Below are 15,685 nucleotides of genomic sequence, written 5' to 3' on the forward strand. Positions count from 1 at the left end.
TTAATTTTTATTGATATGTTCAGATGATTCATTTGCTCCATCCGCCTGCTGCCGTTCCAAGGAACGCAGGCGACGGCGCAAACCGCTCAATTGCCCCAGCACGGCAGCATTTTTCTGCCAGTCCTGATGCCCCGCAAAGGGATAAACTCCGGTGTAACGTCCGGGCTGGCTGATGCTGGAAGTAACGGCGGTACCGCCCGAGATGTGCACATCATCACCCAAGACCAGATGCCCGGACAGCATGGCCGCCCCGGCAATCGTGCACCGCGCCCCGATCCGGGTTGAGCCGGCCACCCCCACACAGGCCGCCATGGCCGTATGTTCACCGACCTGCACGTTGTGTCCGATCATGATCTGATTGTCCAGCTTGACCCCATTGGCCAGCACCGTATCGTCCAACGCTCCTCGGTCCACCGTGGTGTTGGCTCCGATTTCAACATCGTCACCAATACGCACGTGACCGATCTGCGCAATCTTGGCCCAGGCGCCCTGACCCTTGACGGGGTCCGGAGCAAAACCAAAGCCGTCTGCACCAAGCACCACACCCGAGTGCAAAATGGCGCGATCACCAATATGCACCTCGTGATACAGGGTCACGCGCGCATGCAGCAAACAGTCCTGCCCCAAGGTAGAGCCTGCGCCGATCACGCAATGCGCACCCAAGCGGGTGCCCCGTCCGATCTTGACGCCTGCCTCCACCACACAAAATGGACCGATCGACACACCATCGCCCAATGCAGCACTGGGATCAATCACAGCGCTGGGGTGAATACCCGTGGGCAACTGAGCCATCCGCACTTGATCAAAACGCTGTGCGAGCAGCGCATACATCAAATACGGCTGAGAGCACAGAACCGGGATAAAGGAGGGCTCAACGTCCAGACCTTCGTAGACTTGCGGCGTCAAAATCACCACCGCGGCGGCAGTCTGCTGCAGCAGATCCTGCATCTTGGGATTGGATAGAAAGCTGATTTCTTCCGGGCCCGCAGAAAGCAAAGAGCCTAGGCCCCGAATCCGGGGCATAGGCTCTTTCACGCCTTCTGGCAGCTTGCAATCCAGTCCGGTCTTGTTGATGGCGTCTATAAGTTCAGACAGCTGTACAGCCTGATCAACGTTCAGCAATACCGGCATAGTGCATCAACCGCCCAATGCTTTCAGAACTTCCTCGGTGATGTCCACACGTGGGCTAACCGTTACGGCGTCCTGAATGATCAGGTCGTAGCCCTGGGAGTCAGCAATACGTTTGATGGCGGCATCAGCCTGCTCAACAATGGCCGAGAATTCTTCGTTGCGGCGACGATTGAAGTCTTCCTGGAACTCGCGGCGTTTGCGCTGCAGGTCGGAATCCAGATCAGCCAGCTGGCGCTGACGCTTGACGCGATCAGACTCGGACAGCACAGGAGCGTCCTTGTCGAATTTCTGAGCTTGCGAACGCAGGTTGTTGGCCATGCGCTCCAGCTCTTCGTCACGGCGCTTGAATTCTGCCTCGATCTTGGTCTGGGCCGCTTTGGCTGGCTTGGAGTCGCGCAAAATGCGCTCTGTGCTGACAAAACCGATTTTTGTCTGTGCCTGAACAACAGGTGCAGCGGTCATGGCGCCAACACCCAGCGCGGCAGCCAGAACGAGCGCTTTATTGCCACGCGACAAGCTGCGGGCGATGTTTGTAAGTTTTAATGCGATGTTTGACTTCATGAAAAATCTACCTTGCAAATTAGGCTGCAGAATAGTGCAATTGTGCCACTAAACACGAACATCAGAAAGCGGTACCAATCTGGAACTGGAAGGCTTGTTTATCGTCGCCTTCCTTGGCGCGCAAGGCGCGACCGTAGGACAGTTGCAAAGGACCCAGCGGGGATTCCCACGACAAGCCCAGACCGGCGGCGTACTTCCAGCCGCAGGGATCTTCAGATCGACGATCAGGGCGACCCATTGCACAACCACCGCTCGTGTTGTCGACCTTGCCAGCATCGGCAAAAACGAACCAACGCAAGGTGCGGTCACGTGATGCGCCTGGGAACGGCAGGTACAGCTGAGCATTGGCCACCATACGGCGCGAACCACCCAGATAGTCACCGGTCAGGGTGTCTCGTGGGCCCAGGGACGCACCCTCGTAACCACGTACCGAACCGATACCACCGGCGTAAACGTTCTTGATAACCGGGAAAGTCTTGCTGCCAATGCTGCGACCATAGTCAATCGCTCCATTCAAGGCAAGCGTGTATGCGCGACCCAATGGAATGTAGTGCTGATGGCTGGCGCGCAGCATGTAGTAGCGCAAATCCAGCGTACCCATATCGGCCGACAAGCTGGTCAGGCTTCCCTTCTTGGGAGCAATCGCGCTGTCACGGGTATCTTTGGACCAACCCAGATTGAAAATGAAGGTGTTGGTACGCTCACCATACTCCTGCACATAATCCTGGTAGGCAAGCGGAGTGTACTGAGGGCTCAGACGCGATAGTTTGTTCTGCTCGAAATTGACGCCCATGAAAATACGGTCGTATTCCGAGATGGGCACACCAAAGTTCAAACCGGCACCGATGGCGGTGTTCTGGTAGTCGCCCCAGCCGTCATTGGACTGGTAGGGCGTAGTACGCCGATAGTAAATCGAGGTCGTTTTGCTGATGCCGTCTGTTGTCCAATACGGATTGGTATGGCTGATTACCGCTGTGCGGTTCACCTTGCTGGTATTGACCTGCAAGGACAAGCTATTGCCACTACCGAAAATATTGTCCTGGCTGATCCCGGCCGAGAGCATCAGCTTATCGGTGGAGCCATACCCGACACCCAGGTTGACCAGACCCGTGGGTTTTTCCTTGACGTCCACCTGGACGTCCACCTGATCCGGCGAACCGGGCACAGGCTTGGTATTAACATCCACTTCATTGAAGTAGCCCAGACGATCCACGCGATCACGGGAGAACTTGATGGCGTCCGAATCGTACCAGGCAGCCTCCTGCTGACGCATCTCACGGCGCACGACCTCGTCACGCGTGCGGACGTTGCCGCCCACCTCGATACGGCGCACATACACGCGACGGCCCGGATCAACATAGAAGGTCAGGTCAGCCGTATGATTTTCGCGATCCAGGACCGGATTGGGGTTGGCGTTGGCGAACGCATAGCCCAGGCCACCCAGGTATTCGGTAATGGCTTTCACCGTACCGCTGGTTTTCTCCGAGGAGAACACCTCCCCCTCTTTTTGCTGAACCAGTGGTTGAATCTGATCATCCAGACCCAGCAAGTCACCGGCCAGCTTCACGCTGCTCAGCGTGTACGGCTTGCCTTCATGAATCGTCAGGGTGATGTAAATGTCTTTGCGATCGGGCGAAATCGACACCTGAGGCGGCTCGGCGGAATACTCCAGAAAGCCTCGATTCAGGTAGTAGGAACGGATGCGTTCCATGTCACCTTCCAGCTTCTCGCGGGAATACTTGTCGGTGCCCGTGTACCAGGTCATCATGCCCGAGGTGGTCAGCTCCATCTGGTCGAGCAAATCGCTTTGCGAGAACGCCTCGGTACCGACAATGCGAATTTCCTTGATCTTGGCCAGACCGCCTTCAAAGATGTCAAAGCTGACGCCGACACGGTTACGCGGCAACGGCGTGATGATAGGGGTAATTTCCACCCCGTACTTGCCCTTGGACAAGTACTGCTGTTTCAGCTCAAACTCGGCTCGTTCCAGCATGGAACGGTCAAAAACCCGCCCTTCTCCAAAGCCTACCTGAGCCAGGGAGTTGGTAATATTCTTGGCATCGAACTCGCGCATGCCGTTAAAAGATATGGAGGCGATGGTTGGGCGCTCTTTGACATTGACGATCAGCACATTGGTGCCCGTGTCAATTTGCACATCACTAAAAAAGCCTGTGGCGTACAGACGCTGAATGGCATCTGCGGCCTGCTCTTCCGAGAAGGACTCACCAACCTTGACAGGCAAAGACGCGAACACGGCGCCGGGATCGACCCGCTGGATACCGTTGACTTGAATATCGCGCACGACAAACGGTGCAAATGCATTCGCCAAGGCGGGAGCAAGCAAACTTGCCACCAATACGGGCAGAACACGCAACGCAAAAGTAGGTTTCCGGCTAAACGACATCCTGGACAATCCTTGGTCGGTCAAATGGTTGGAAATTGTATGCCACCCGCTCTCAACTGAAAAGGCGGGTGATGTCATTAAAAAAAGCAATACTCATCAGTACGGCCAACAAGGCCAAACCCAGGCGCTGACCCAGCAGCATCATGCGCTCCGAAGCGGGCTTGCCGCGTACGGCTTCGATGGCATAGTACAGTAGATGCCCACCATCCAGCATAGGTACGGGCAATAAATTCAGTAAACCAATGCTAATACTGATCAGCGCCAGGAAATTCAGGTAGGCGATCAAGCCTATTCTGGCGGTCTGACCCGCATAATCGGCAATAGTAACCGGCCCGCTGACATTCCGTACAGAGACTTCCCCGGTAATCATGCGCCCAATCATCTTCAAAGAGAACCAGAATGTCTGAGCCGTACGGGTAAATCCGCGCTCCACGCTCTCGATAGGGCCATAACGTACCAGTGTCATGGGCATGTCTGCCGTCACCTGCGCACCAATGCGTCCCAGCCCTTGCGAATCGCTCGCGGGCGTGACCAGCAAACGCTCAAGCTCACCCGCACGCAGTACATCCAGTTCCAGGGTCTGGCCGGCCGATTGTTGCACTTTTTGGACAAACGGGGTGATGCCGGGCTCGGCCAGATCACCCAGGCGGACGATGACATCCCCTTCTTTCAGCCCGCCCTGCTCGGCCGCACTTTCCTTGAACACTTCCTGCACAATCGAACGAGCCGGACGCAGAACCAGGCCTGCCTGGGCCATCAGGTCCTGTCCATCCGGCAAAATCTCGCCGGCCGGCAAAGTCAGGTAACGATTTTGTTCCCGCCCCAGTTGGTCTTTCACCCCCACTTCCAGCTCGCCGCCGGAAGACAAGGCATCCATGAGTGCCCAACGCGCCTGCAACCAGGAATCAACAGGCTTGCCATCGACCGACACCAAACGGTCTCCCGCCTGAAAGCCGGCCTGTGCAGCAGGCGTCCCTGCAGGCACGGGGCCGATTTGCGCAATGGGCTCTTGGGTGCCCAACAAACCGACCACGGCGTAGATCACCACGGCCAGGATCAGGTTCGCCAGGGGACCGGCCAGCACAATGGCGGCCCGCTGACGCAAGGGTTTGTTATTGAAGGATTCGTTGATCTGCGCCTGCGTCGCGTGAGCAGGTGGATCGTTCTGCATGGCCACATAGCCACCTAAGGGCAGCGCCGATACGGCCCATTCAGTGCCGTTCCTGTCGAAACGACGGTACAACACCTTGCCAAAACCAATAGAAAAGCGCTCGACACGGACTCCACAACGACGAGCCACCCAGTAATGACCCAGCTCGTGAAAGGTCACCAGCACGCCCAGGGCCACCAGGAAAGCCAGAACGGTGAAGAGCATGTTAATTCCTGTTAAATACGCGCTGAAAATCGACAATAGTCCAGCGCCAGTGACCGTGTCTCGCTATCCAGTGCCAGAACCCCATCCAGGGCATCCAAAGCCTGACTGGCCCGGCCATTGAGCTTGTCCAGACAGTGCTCGATCACTGCCGGAATTTGAGTATAGCCAATCTGTCTTTCCAGGAAACGGTCCACGGCAATTTCATTGGCCGCATTCAGGGTCACACAGGCGGCTTGACTGTCGCGCAAGGCCTCATACGCCAGCTTCAAGCAGGGAAAACGTTGAAAATCGGGCTGTTCAAAGTCCAGGCGTCCCATCGTGGCCAGATCGAGCAGACCCACGCCACTGTACAAGCGCTCCGGAAAGCCCAGACCATAGGCAATCGCCGTACGCATATCAGGCTGCCCCAACTGCGCCATGACGGAACCGTCTATATACTCGACCATGGAGTGAATCACGCTTTGCGGATGCACCACCACATCAATCTGGTCAACGGGCACAGAAAACAGCCAATGCGCCTCGATGACCTCCAGACCCTTGTTGAGCATGGTGGCCGAATCCACCGAAATCTTGCGACCCATGCTCCAGTTGGGATGAGCACATGCCTGCTCCGGTGTAACCGTCTCCAGCTCAGAGAGTGCGCGCGAGCGAAAGGGCCCACCCGAAGCCGTCACCAACAAACGACGCAAGCCGGCAACCGGCTGGCCAGGCTCGGCAGGCAGTTCGCCCGCCAGACATTGGTAAATGGCACTGTGCTCGGAGTCGATGGGCATCAACTGTGCCCCGCCCTCTTGCACAGCTTGCATGAAAATACGTCCTGCGGCGACCAAGGCCTCTTTATTAGCCAGCAATACCCGCTTACCGGCACGCGCGGCGGCCAAGGCCGAAGGCAAACCAGCCGCGCCAATAATGGCCGCCATGACGGTCGTTACCTGGGGGTCGGCAGCCGTGTCGGCCAGCGCCTGTGCGCCTACCCGGATTTCCGGCAAAGCACCACCCTGCCATGCATCCAGAAAACGGCTGCGAGCCGCCTCGTCCGGCACCAGAACAACGCGAGCCGCACTGTCCTGAGCCTGTTGGGCGAGCAGCTCCATGCGACTATGGCCACTCAAGGCATATACCGCCATCCGATCAGGATGACGAGCAATCACATCAAGTGTGCTGACACCAATAGAGCCAGTGGCCCCTAACACACATACTTGCTGGAAACTCATGAGTTCTTCCTTGACGCATACTCGTCCAAGTCACACCGGACTAAAAGAGCCACGCCCCACTTAACAACAAGGCCACAGGAGCAACCGGCAACAAGGCATCGATACGATCGTATACGCCACCATGGCCAGGCAACAATTGGCTGGAATCCTTGACTGCAGCACGGCGCTTGAGCAAAGACTCGAACAAGTCACCCACGATGGAAAGGGCGGCCAGGGCAACACCCAATACCGCCGTGGCCACCCAGCCCCAGCGCTGCATCACATCAGCACCAAAACTCCCGGGCCAATTGGCGCTGATCAGCATCCAGGCGGAAGCGGCAACCATACCACCCACTGCCCCGGCCCAGGTCTTGCCGGGACTGACACGCGGAGCCAGCTTGGCTTTGCCAAAGGCACGGCCCGCAAAGTAAGCGGCGATGTCCGCCACCCAGATCAGGACCAATAGGGAGAGCACATAGACCATGCCCTGCGTATGCAGAAACAAATACAGACTGGCCCAGGCGACCAGGGGCGCCAGTACGCCCATCACACTGAGCAAAACACCTTGAGCACGTTGTGTGGCCTGACCTTGCAGCACCAGCCCAGTGGCACCCACCACCCACAAGGCCGCCATTATTGGTACAAGCCCCCGGTACACCAGGTCAGCAGCCTGCCCCTGCGGACCGGTTTCATACCAGTACACACTGAGCCACAGCATCAGGGCACCATTGAGCAAGGCCAGCGGCCAGGCCCAGCGCTGCTGCGCCTGAGACAGGCTCAAACGCTCCCACTCCCAGCAGGCCAAGGTGCTCATCAGCACAAAAATCGCCAGCAAAGGCCAGCGTACGGGAGCGAGCATGGCCGCGCCCAGAATGACCAGCAGGAACAGGGCGGTAATGACTCGTTGTTTCAACATAGACTAGGCTCCGTCAAGGCGCGAGGGTACCCTGCACCTGGGCACTGGTGCGCCCAAAGCGCCGCTCGCGCCCACGATACCACTCAAAGGCCTGTTCAAGCTGCGCCCGGTCAAAATCCGGCCAGTACACGTCTGTGAAATACAGCTCGGTATAGGCCATCTGCCAGATCAGAAAATTCGAAATACGGCGCTCGCCCCCCGTGCGGATAAACAGATCCGGCTCAGGAGCGTAGGACATCGCCAGGTAGGGACTGAACAGGGCCTCATCCAGTTGTTCGGGATGATCGACCAGCTGGGGATTGGCAGCCAATGCTTTTTGCGTCGCCTGCAAAATATCCCAACGACCGCCGTAGTTGGCGGCAATCGTCAAATGTAAGGTGTCGTTATCGCGAGTCTGCTCTTGAGCGTCGGCAATCAGGCCGCGCAACTCTTCACTAAACGCAGACAATTCGCCAATAACATGAAGTCGGACGCCGTTTTTTTTCAGTGTTGCCACTTCTTTTTGCAGCATCTTGACAAACAGGCCCATCAACAGGGACACCTCTTCCGCAGGGCGTTGCCAGTTTTCGGAACTGAACGCAAACAGGGTCAGATAGCGCACGCCAAGCTCGCCACAGGCTTCAACAACACGCCGGACAGTTTGCACACCCCGCAAGTGCCCTGCCGTGCGAGGCAACAGACGACGGGTCGCCCATCGTCCATTGCCGTCCATGACAATCGCCAGGTGGCCAGGAACCTGACCGTGTTCCGGAATCGTTTGGGTAGAACTGAATGAAATCACCTAGCCACCTGTGCAAAAGCCGTTAGACCGTCATGATCTCGGCTTCTTTCTGGGCGATCAACTTGTCGACCTCGGCAACATACTTGTCGGTCAGCTTCTGGACCTCGTCCTGGGCACGACGTTCCTCGTCCTCGGAGATTTCCTTGTCCTTGACTTGCTTTTTGAGCGTGTCATTGGCATCACGGCGCAGATTACGGATGGCGACCTTGGCATCTTCACCTTCGCTACGCACCACTTTGGCCAGATCGCGACGACGCTCTTCGGTCAAGGCAGGCATGGGAACACGAATGCTCTCGCCCATGGAAATCGGGTTCAATCCCAGGTCGCTGTCGCGAATGGCTTTTTCAATCGGGCCGGCCATATGCTTTTCCCACACTTGCACATTCAGCGTGCGGGCATCCACCACCGTGATATTGCCCACCTGGCTGACGGGAACCATAGAGCCGTAGTACTCCACTTGCACGTGATCCAGCAAGCCCGCAGTGGCGCGGCCTGTGCGGATCTTGGCCAGGCCCGTCTTGAGAGACTCGATGGACTTGCCCATACGATTGTCGGTCGATGCTTTGATCTCGGAAAGACTCATGGACTAAATTCCTATAACTTTAAACGTGAACCAGGGTGCCCTCGTCCTCGCCAGAGACCGCGCGAGTCAACGCACCGGGCTTGTTGATCGAAAACACTTTAATGGGCAGTTTTTGGTCGCGACACAGCGCAAAGGCCGTGGCGTCCATCACTTCCAGACGACGCACGATCGCTTCGTCAAAGCTGATACGCGAATAACGAGTCGCGCCTGGATCTTTATTGGGATCGGCACTGTAGATGCCATCGACTTTGGTGGCTTTCAGTACGATTTCCGCTCCCACTTCGGCGCCGCGCAGAGCCGCTGCCGTGTCCGTGGTGAAGAACGGGTTGCCCGTACCAGCCGCAAAAATAACAACTTTGTTTTCTTCCAGATAACGCAGCGCCTTGGGACGAATGTAAGGCTCTACGACCTGTTCAATATTCAGGGCGGATTGCACCCGGGCATCCAGGCCACGGTGCTTTAAGGCATCTTGCAAGGCCAGGGCATTCATGACGGTGGCCATCATGCCCATGTAATCGGCTGTCGCACGATCCATGCCCTGGGCACCCGGAGCGATGCCGCGAAAGATATTGCCCCCGCCAATCACGATAGCCAGTTGTACCCCCAACTGGGCAACCTGGGCGATCTCCTCCGTCATACGAATGATTGTGCTGCGATTAATACCGAACGAGTCCTCGCCCATCAGCGCTTCGCCGGAGAGCTTCAACAGAACACGTTTGTAATGAGGGGTAGTCATGGGTGGGATTCCAAGTGACGAAGACAGAAGAGAGTGTAAAGCAGCAGGGCAGGCACCGCCACTACGGTGCCTGCCCTGAAAAAACAAGCTGGATTAGGCTTGGCCGGCAGCGGCTGCTACCTCAGCGGCAAAATCCTCAACACGCTTCTCAATGCCTTCACCCACTACGTACAGGGTAAAGCCAGCGATCGATGCTTTTTTCTCGTCCAGCATTTGCTGCACGCTTTGCTTGTCGTTCTTGACGAAAGGCTGGCTCAGCAGCGTCACTTCCTTCAGGAACTTGGCTACAGCGCCATCGACCATCTTGGTAACGATATCAGCAGGCTTGCCGGATTCAGCTGCTTTCTGAGCTGCCACAGAGCGCTCAGCTTCGATTTCGGCAGCGTCAACACCCGACGCGTCCATGGCTTTGGGGCGAGTTGCCGCGATGTGCATGGCCAGATCCTTGCCCACTTCTTCGTCGCCACCGGCGAAATCCACCAGCACGCCGATCTTGCCACCGTGAACGTAGCTGGCCAGCTGACCAGCTGTTTCGTAGCGTTGGAAGCGACGGATCGAGATGTTCTCACCGATTTTGCCCACCAGAGCGGCGCGCACGGTTTCAACGTTGCTGTCAGCCAGTGGCAATTCAGCCAGAGCGGCCAGATCAGCAGGATTATTCTTGGCAACCAACTGAGCGATATCGTTGATAAAGCCGATGAAATCATCGTTCTTGGCGACAAAGTCCGTTTCGCAGTTCACTTCAACCACGGAACCGGTCTTGCCATCTTCAGCGATGTAGACCGACACCAGGCCTTCAGCGGTAACGCGGGTAGCTGCCTTGCTTGCCTTGCTGCCCAGCTTCACGCGCAGGATTTCTTCAGCACGAGCCATATCGCCGTCGGCTTCAGTCAGTGCTTTTTTGCATTCCATCATGGGCGCGTCGGTTTTCTCGCGCAATTCTTTAACCATCGATGCGGTGATTTGAGCCACGGTTTTCTCCAATTCTGTAGAACGTGCCCCGGCCAAGCCGGGGCGATACGAAAGGTCACTGTAACTGCCTGCCATGACAACTTATGGCGTCTGACAGGCAGCCGTGAGCCTGTTACTCCTGAGAGTCAGCCTGAACTTCAACGAACTCTTCGTCAGCGGCAATTTCTTCAACCAGACCGTTCAGGTTCTGCTCGCGGCCAGCCAGCACGGCGTCAGCCATGCCACGGGCGTACAGAGCGATTGCCTTGGCCGAGTCATCGTTACCAGGAATCACGTAATCCAGACCTTCTGGGGAGTGGTTGGTATCAACCACGGCCACAACGGGGATACCCAGCGTGCGGGCTTCAGCCACGGCAATCTTGTGGTAGCCGACGTCGATCACGAACAGGGCGTCAGGCAGGTTGTTCATGTCCTTGATACCGCCGATGGCCTTGTTCAGCTTTTCCAGTTCGCGTTCGAACATCAAGGCTTCTTTCTTGCTCATGGTTTCCAGACGGCCTTCAGCCATCTGACCTTCCATTTCTTTCAGACGCTTGATGGAAGTCTTGACCGTTTTGAAGTTGGTCATCATGCCACCCAACCAGCGGCTGTCAACGTAAGGCATACCGCAACGCTCGGCCTCAGCAGCCACCAGTTCGCGAGCAGCACGCTTGGTGCCTACGAACAGCACGTTGCCGCCACGAGCGGCCAGTTGACGCAAGAATTTGGTTGCTTCTTCGTACTGAACAACCGTTTTTTCCAGGTTGATGATGTGGATGTTGTTACGCTGACCGAAGATGAACGGAGCCATCTTGGGATTCCAGTAACGAGTTTGGTGGCCAAAGTGCACACCGGCTTCCAGCATTTCACGCATCAAAGACATAAAGTTCTCCAAGGGTTTGGTCTTGTAACTGCCCGGTATCCGGTAAGGGCCGCAGCCTAGGCTGCATTCCAGACACCCCGAGACGGGCAATCACGCGATTTACAACTTAAAACATAAAAACGCAGCCCAACATGGGCATACGCCTGCACTACAACGGATTTGCACCTTGTAACGGACCACACGTCCGCCACCCAGACCCAAATCTGTAACTTTTCTGGCCACCGCCTGCATACAGCACCGGGTTTGCAGGTGTATCCTAGAGGATTGCCTAGCCAGCACCGCCCGAACAAGAACCGGGCGTTGCCCAAGTTGCTCTTGCAAGGCCTGGCAACGCTGGCTGACCATATATTCGTTGTGAATCATGCCTGTGCTACACAACACGCTTCTTTTTAAAACAGCAGCACGTTTATCTCAGTTCCGGCTAGTCCGGGCAGACTGGATAAAGCCTGAGTTTGATCCAAGCACTTGTCCGGCCGTATTTTCCTGGTCCTGCCAGCGTCTACAAGCCAGCAAGCCTGAAGGATCAACCTGTGGCCCGCTTTGCCTGGCGGCTGTTGCTTGGCACCCGTTGCCGGGTAAGCTGTTGTTTGCAAGCCCTGTTGTTGCACGCCGTTGTTTGAAACCCGTTGTTCGGGCTCCCTTCCGGCTCTTCTTTAAGCCACTTATTCGGATTAACCAAACCGTCCGAATGAGCCAAAGCGGGGCTAAACCGACCCAGCGCACAACTGCAAAATTCACAAAAGCCTATAATTCTACTATTTTTCAATAGACCTGTTCAAGTTGCTATGAGTATTCTCGTCACAGACCCCACTGATCTCGAAAAAATGCGCGCCGCTTGCCAGACGGCGGCATCCATCCTTGACTACCTGACCCCCTTTGTCAAAGCAGGTGTCACCACGGGCGAACTGGACCGTCTGTGCATGGAGCGGATCAATGAGCTGGGAGTCAAATCCGCCACAGTTGGCTACGCGCCTCCCGGTTACCCGCCTTTTCCCGGTTCTATCTGCACCTCCGTCAACCACGTGATCTGCCACGGCATTCCTGGCGATAAAGTGTTGAAAAATGGCGACATTCTCAATATGGACGTCACCATCATCCAGGACGGCTGGTTTGGCGATACCAGCCGCATGTACTACGTGGGCGAACCCAGCATCCTGGCCCGCCGCCTGACCGAGACCACCTACGAATGCATGTGGCTGGGCATTGACCAGGTCAAGCCGGGCGCCACGCTGGGCGATATTGGTCACGCCATTCAACAGCACGCCGAAAAGCAGGGCTTTTCCGTCGTACGCGAATACTGCGGACACGGCGTGGGCCAGAAATTCCACCAGGACCCGCAAGTGCTGCATTACGGCAAGCCCGGCACCGGTGTAAAACTGGAACCGGGCATGATTTTCACCATTGAGCCCATGATCAACGCCGGTCGTCGTGAACTGCGCACCCTGGCCGACCAATGGACGGTGGTGACCCGCGACCACAGCCTGTCAGCCCAATGGGAGCACGCAGTCCTGGTGACCGACACCGGTTACGAAGTGCTGACAGTCTCGCCCGGCATGCCGGCCCCTCCAGCCATCATCAACAAGGCCTGAACCATGTCTTTCCTGGCCCAGCTTCGCGACAGAATTGCTGGCCGCCGGGCTCGGGCCTACGAGCGCTTCAGACAGGATCTGCATTGCGACCGCTTGCTCAAGAGCCTGTGCAGGATTTGCGATCAGGGCCTACGTGAGTTGCTGGAGCATTATCCCCTGCCCCGCCAGGCCAGCCTCGCGGCTCTGGGCGGGTATGGGCGCGGCGAACTGTACCCGCATTCGGACGTAGACCTGCTGATCCTCCTGCAGCGCGAACCTAATGCGCAGGATATTGATCGCATTCAGGCTCTGGTTGCCGCTCTGTGGGACATCGGGCTGGCACCCAGCCACAATGTGGCCACGCCCGCTCAATGTCTGGAACAGGCCAGCCAGGACATCACAACGGAAACCGCCTTGCTGGAGAGTCGCTGGCTGGCGGGTTCATCACTCCTGCTGCGCCACGCCCAACGGCAGCTACAAAGCCAGATGGACCCGCAGGCCTTCTTCTTGGCCAAGCAGGCCGAGCAGCAGCAACGTCATGCCCATCTGCAGGACACCCCCTATTCGCTGGAGCCCAATTGCAAAGAGTCTCCAGGTGCCCTGCGCGATTTGCAGGTACTGCTGTGGATGGCCCGGGCCGCCGGCTTGGGACGCACTTGGGCGGCTGTGGCCCAGTCAGAATTACTGACCGAATCCGAACTGAACGCCCTGCAACGCGTCGAGCAAGCCTTCAAGCGCCTGCGCATTGAGCTTCATCTGTTAACGGGCCGTGCCGAAGACAGGCTGCTGTTTGATCTTCAGCCGCGTCTGGCAGAAATCTACGGTTTCCAGCCCACCGCCACCCGCCGCGCCAGTGAATTGCTGATGCAGCGCTACTACTGGGTCGCCAAAATTGTCAGCCAGCTCAATCTGATCCTGATGCGCAGCATTGAGGAACATTTATTTCCGCAAACCGATCAGGACCCGATCATTCTGGACAGCCAGTTCCAGATTCATCACGGCCAGCTTGAGCTGCGCCAGCCCGACGGCTTCGAGCAGGACCCGTCGCTGATCTTTGTGGCCATGCTGCATTTGCAGCAGCAGCCCAATCTGCGCGGCCTGAAGGCCGACACCTTGCGGGCCCTGTGGCATGCACGGCGGCTGATCGACGCCAAGTTTCGGGCCGAGCCCAAAAATCGACGCCTGTTTCTGGAGATCCTGCAACAGAACAAGGGGATTGTGCATACCCTGCGGCTGATGAATCTACTGAATCTGCTTCCCCGCTACCTGCCGGTTTTCCGGCGCGTGGTCGGACAAATGCAGCATGACCTCTTTCACGCCTACACCGTGGACGAGCACACGCTGAAGGTCATACGCAATCTGCGCCGCTTCACCATGGCCGAGCACAGCGAAGAGTTGTCCATGGCCAATCAGTTGATGAGCGGCTTTGACCGTCATTGGCTGCTCTACATTGCCGCCCTGTTCCATGACATCGCCAAAGGCCGTGGTGGCAATCACTCCGAACTGGGCGCACAGGACGCACTGGCGTTTTGCCTGGATCACAATCTGATACCCGTGGACGCGGAACTGGTGGTGTTTCTGGTGCGGGAACATCTGACCATGTCTCAGGTAGCCCAGAAACGCGATCTGAGCGACCCGAATGTCATCTTCCAGTTCCTGCAGACCGTGGGAACGGAACGACGCCTGACCGCGCTGTACCTGCTGACCGTCGCCGACATCCGCGCCACCAGTCCGACCGTCTGGAACTCCTGGAAAGGCAAACTGCTGGAGGACCTGTACAACCTGACGCTGGCAGCGCTGGGGAGACAGGCTAAGGACGGGGTTTCCGTCCTGGATCAGCGCAAGCGCGATGCCGCAGGGGAAATCCGTCTGGCGGGCTTGCTGGACGAGGCTCGCGAGGAATTCTGGCAGTGGCTGGACAAACCCTATTTCCTGCGCCACGACGCCAGCGAAATCGCCTGGCATACCATTCAGCTCTACCACCAGTCGCACAGCCAGACGCCCATTGTGCGCATACGGCCGGCCGGACAAACCGACGCCCTGCAAGTGCTGGTCTATACCAAGGATGCCAGCGGCCTGTTTCTGCGCATCTGCCGCTACTTTGACAGCCAGTCCGTCAGCATTCAGGATGCCCGTATCTACACCACCCGGCATGGGTGGGCGCTGGACAGCTTTGTTGTCATGCTGCCCGCCTACGACCATGCGCTGCGACGCGACCCGTTGCTGATCGAAACCGAGCTCTGTCAGGCACTGGAGCAGGAAGTGCTGCCCTCAGAGCCAGCTCATGACCCCTACCGCGACATTCGTTCTCGCCGGGCCCGTGTGTTTCCTATCCAGCCTACCGTGGACCTGCGTCAGGACGAGCAGGGACAAGACTGGATTTTGACACTTAGCGCCACGGACCGGCGCGGTTTGTTGTACAGTCTCGCCCAGGTATTCGAGCGCCACGACGTACGTCTGCGCTCGGCCAAGGTCATGACCTTGGGTGATCGCGTCGAAGACGTCTTTATCCTCAGTGGCGCCGCCCTCGAACACAACCGTCATCAATTGCGCCTGGAGCGCGATGTCCGTTTAGCCCTTTCTCAATAAGCCCGCCCCCTTTA

13 protein-coding genes are annotated in these 15,685 nt (G+C 57.3%); 2 read left to right on the top strand and 11 right to left on the bottom strand.

Features of this window, described 5'->3' with window-relative positions:
• The 11 genes from lpxD to rpsB all read right to left on the bottom strand — a co-directional run bounded on the left by lpxD (nucleotide 1) and on the right by rpsB (nucleotide 11,514).
• Entirely contained in the window at nucleotides 1-1,131 is a 1,131-nt protein-coding gene (lpxD, locus tag RSQ48_RS09270; RefSeq protein WP_003799756.1) for a UDP-3-O-(3-hydroxymyristoyl)glucosamine N-acyltransferase, read from the bottom strand.
• Nucleotides 1,132-1,137: 6 nt separating this feature from the next.
• Nucleotides 1,138-1,692: an OmpH family outer membrane protein gene (locus RSQ48_RS09275; protein WP_003799754.1), complete on the bottom strand. Its 555-nt coding sequence runs from the start codon at nucleotides 1,690-1,692 to the stop codon at nucleotides 1,138-1,140.
• 61 nt (nucleotides 1,693-1,753) lie between these two features.
• Nucleotides 1,754-4,096 carry an outer membrane protein assembly factor BamA gene (bamA, locus tag RSQ48_RS09280; protein ID WP_003799752.1) on the bottom strand — a complete coding sequence of 781 codons (2,343 nt, stop codon included), beginning with the start codon at nucleotides 4,094-4,096 and terminating at the stop codon, nucleotides 1,754-1,756.
• A 52-nt stretch (nucleotides 4,097-4,148) separates the two neighbouring features.
• Nucleotides 4,149-5,471: an RIP metalloprotease RseP gene (gene rseP, locus RSQ48_RS09285; protein ID WP_415301717.1), complete on the bottom strand. Its 1,323-nt coding sequence runs from the start codon at nucleotides 5,469-5,471 to the stop codon at nucleotides 4,149-4,151.
• A gap of 11 nt (nucleotides 5,472-5,482) precedes the next feature.
• Entirely contained in the window at nucleotides 5,483-6,685 is a 1,203-nt protein-coding gene (locus RSQ48_RS09290; protein ID WP_003799748.1) for a 1-deoxy-D-xylulose-5-phosphate reductoisomerase, read from the bottom strand.
• A gap of 40 nt (nucleotides 6,686-6,725) precedes the next feature.
• Nucleotides 6,726-7,580, bottom strand: a complete 855-nt coding sequence (locus tag RSQ48_RS09295) for a phosphatidate cytidylyltransferase (RefSeq protein WP_059317598.1) — start codon at nucleotides 7,578-7,580, stop codon at nucleotides 6,726-6,728.
• Between the two features lie 13 nt (nucleotides 7,581-7,593).
• A complete protein-coding gene (gene uppS, locus RSQ48_RS09300; RefSeq protein WP_415302357.1) occupies nucleotides 7,594-8,358 on the bottom strand; it encodes a polyprenyl diphosphate synthase in 765 nt (254 codons plus the stop codon).
• A gap of 25 nt (nucleotides 8,359-8,383) precedes the next feature.
• Entirely contained in the window at nucleotides 8,384-8,944 is a 561-nt protein-coding gene (frr, locus tag RSQ48_RS09305) for a ribosome recycling factor (protein ID WP_003799742.1), read from the bottom strand.
• 19 nt (nucleotides 8,945-8,963) lie between these two features.
• Nucleotides 8,964-9,680, bottom strand: a complete 717-nt coding sequence (gene pyrH, locus RSQ48_RS09310) for a UMP kinase (protein WP_003799741.1) — start codon at nucleotides 9,678-9,680, stop codon at nucleotides 8,964-8,966.
• Between the two features lie 93 nt (nucleotides 9,681-9,773).
• The gene (tsf, locus tag RSQ48_RS09315) at nucleotides 9,774-10,652 is read right to left on the bottom strand and encodes a translation elongation factor Ts (RefSeq protein ID WP_039943062.1); all 879 of its coding nucleotides are present in this window, start codon (nucleotides 10,650-10,652) and stop codon (nucleotides 9,774-9,776) included.
• Nucleotides 10,653-10,764: 112 nt separating this feature from the next.
• Nucleotides 10,765-11,514, bottom strand: coding sequence for a 30S ribosomal protein S2 (gene rpsB / locus RSQ48_RS09320; RefSeq protein ID WP_003799736.1), 750 nt, complete (start codon nucleotides 11,512-11,514; stop codon nucleotides 10,765-10,767).
• A gap of 785 nt (nucleotides 11,515-12,299) precedes the next feature.
• Here rpsB and map point away from each other — a divergent pair.
• Both map and RSQ48_RS09330 read left to right on the top strand, forming a co-directional pair.
• The gene (gene map, locus RSQ48_RS09325; protein ID WP_059317597.1) at nucleotides 12,300-13,103 is read left to right on the top strand and encodes a type I methionyl aminopeptidase; all 804 of its coding nucleotides are present in this window, start codon (nucleotides 12,300-12,302) and stop codon (nucleotides 13,101-13,103) included.
• A 3-nt stretch (nucleotides 13,104-13,106) separates the two neighbouring features.
• Nucleotides 13,107-15,671, top strand: a complete 2,565-nt coding sequence (locus tag RSQ48_RS09330) for a [protein-PII] uridylyltransferase (RefSeq protein WP_415301718.1) — start codon at nucleotides 13,107-13,109, stop codon at nucleotides 15,669-15,671.
• The last annotated feature ends 14 nt before the right edge of the window (nucleotides 15,672-15,685 follow it).

The organism is Alcaligenes sp. SJTW-7 (genome assembly GCF_047716895.1).
GTDB lineage: Bacteria > Pseudomonadota > Gammaproteobacteria > Burkholderiales > Burkholderiaceae_B > Alcaligenes > Alcaligenes ammonioxydans.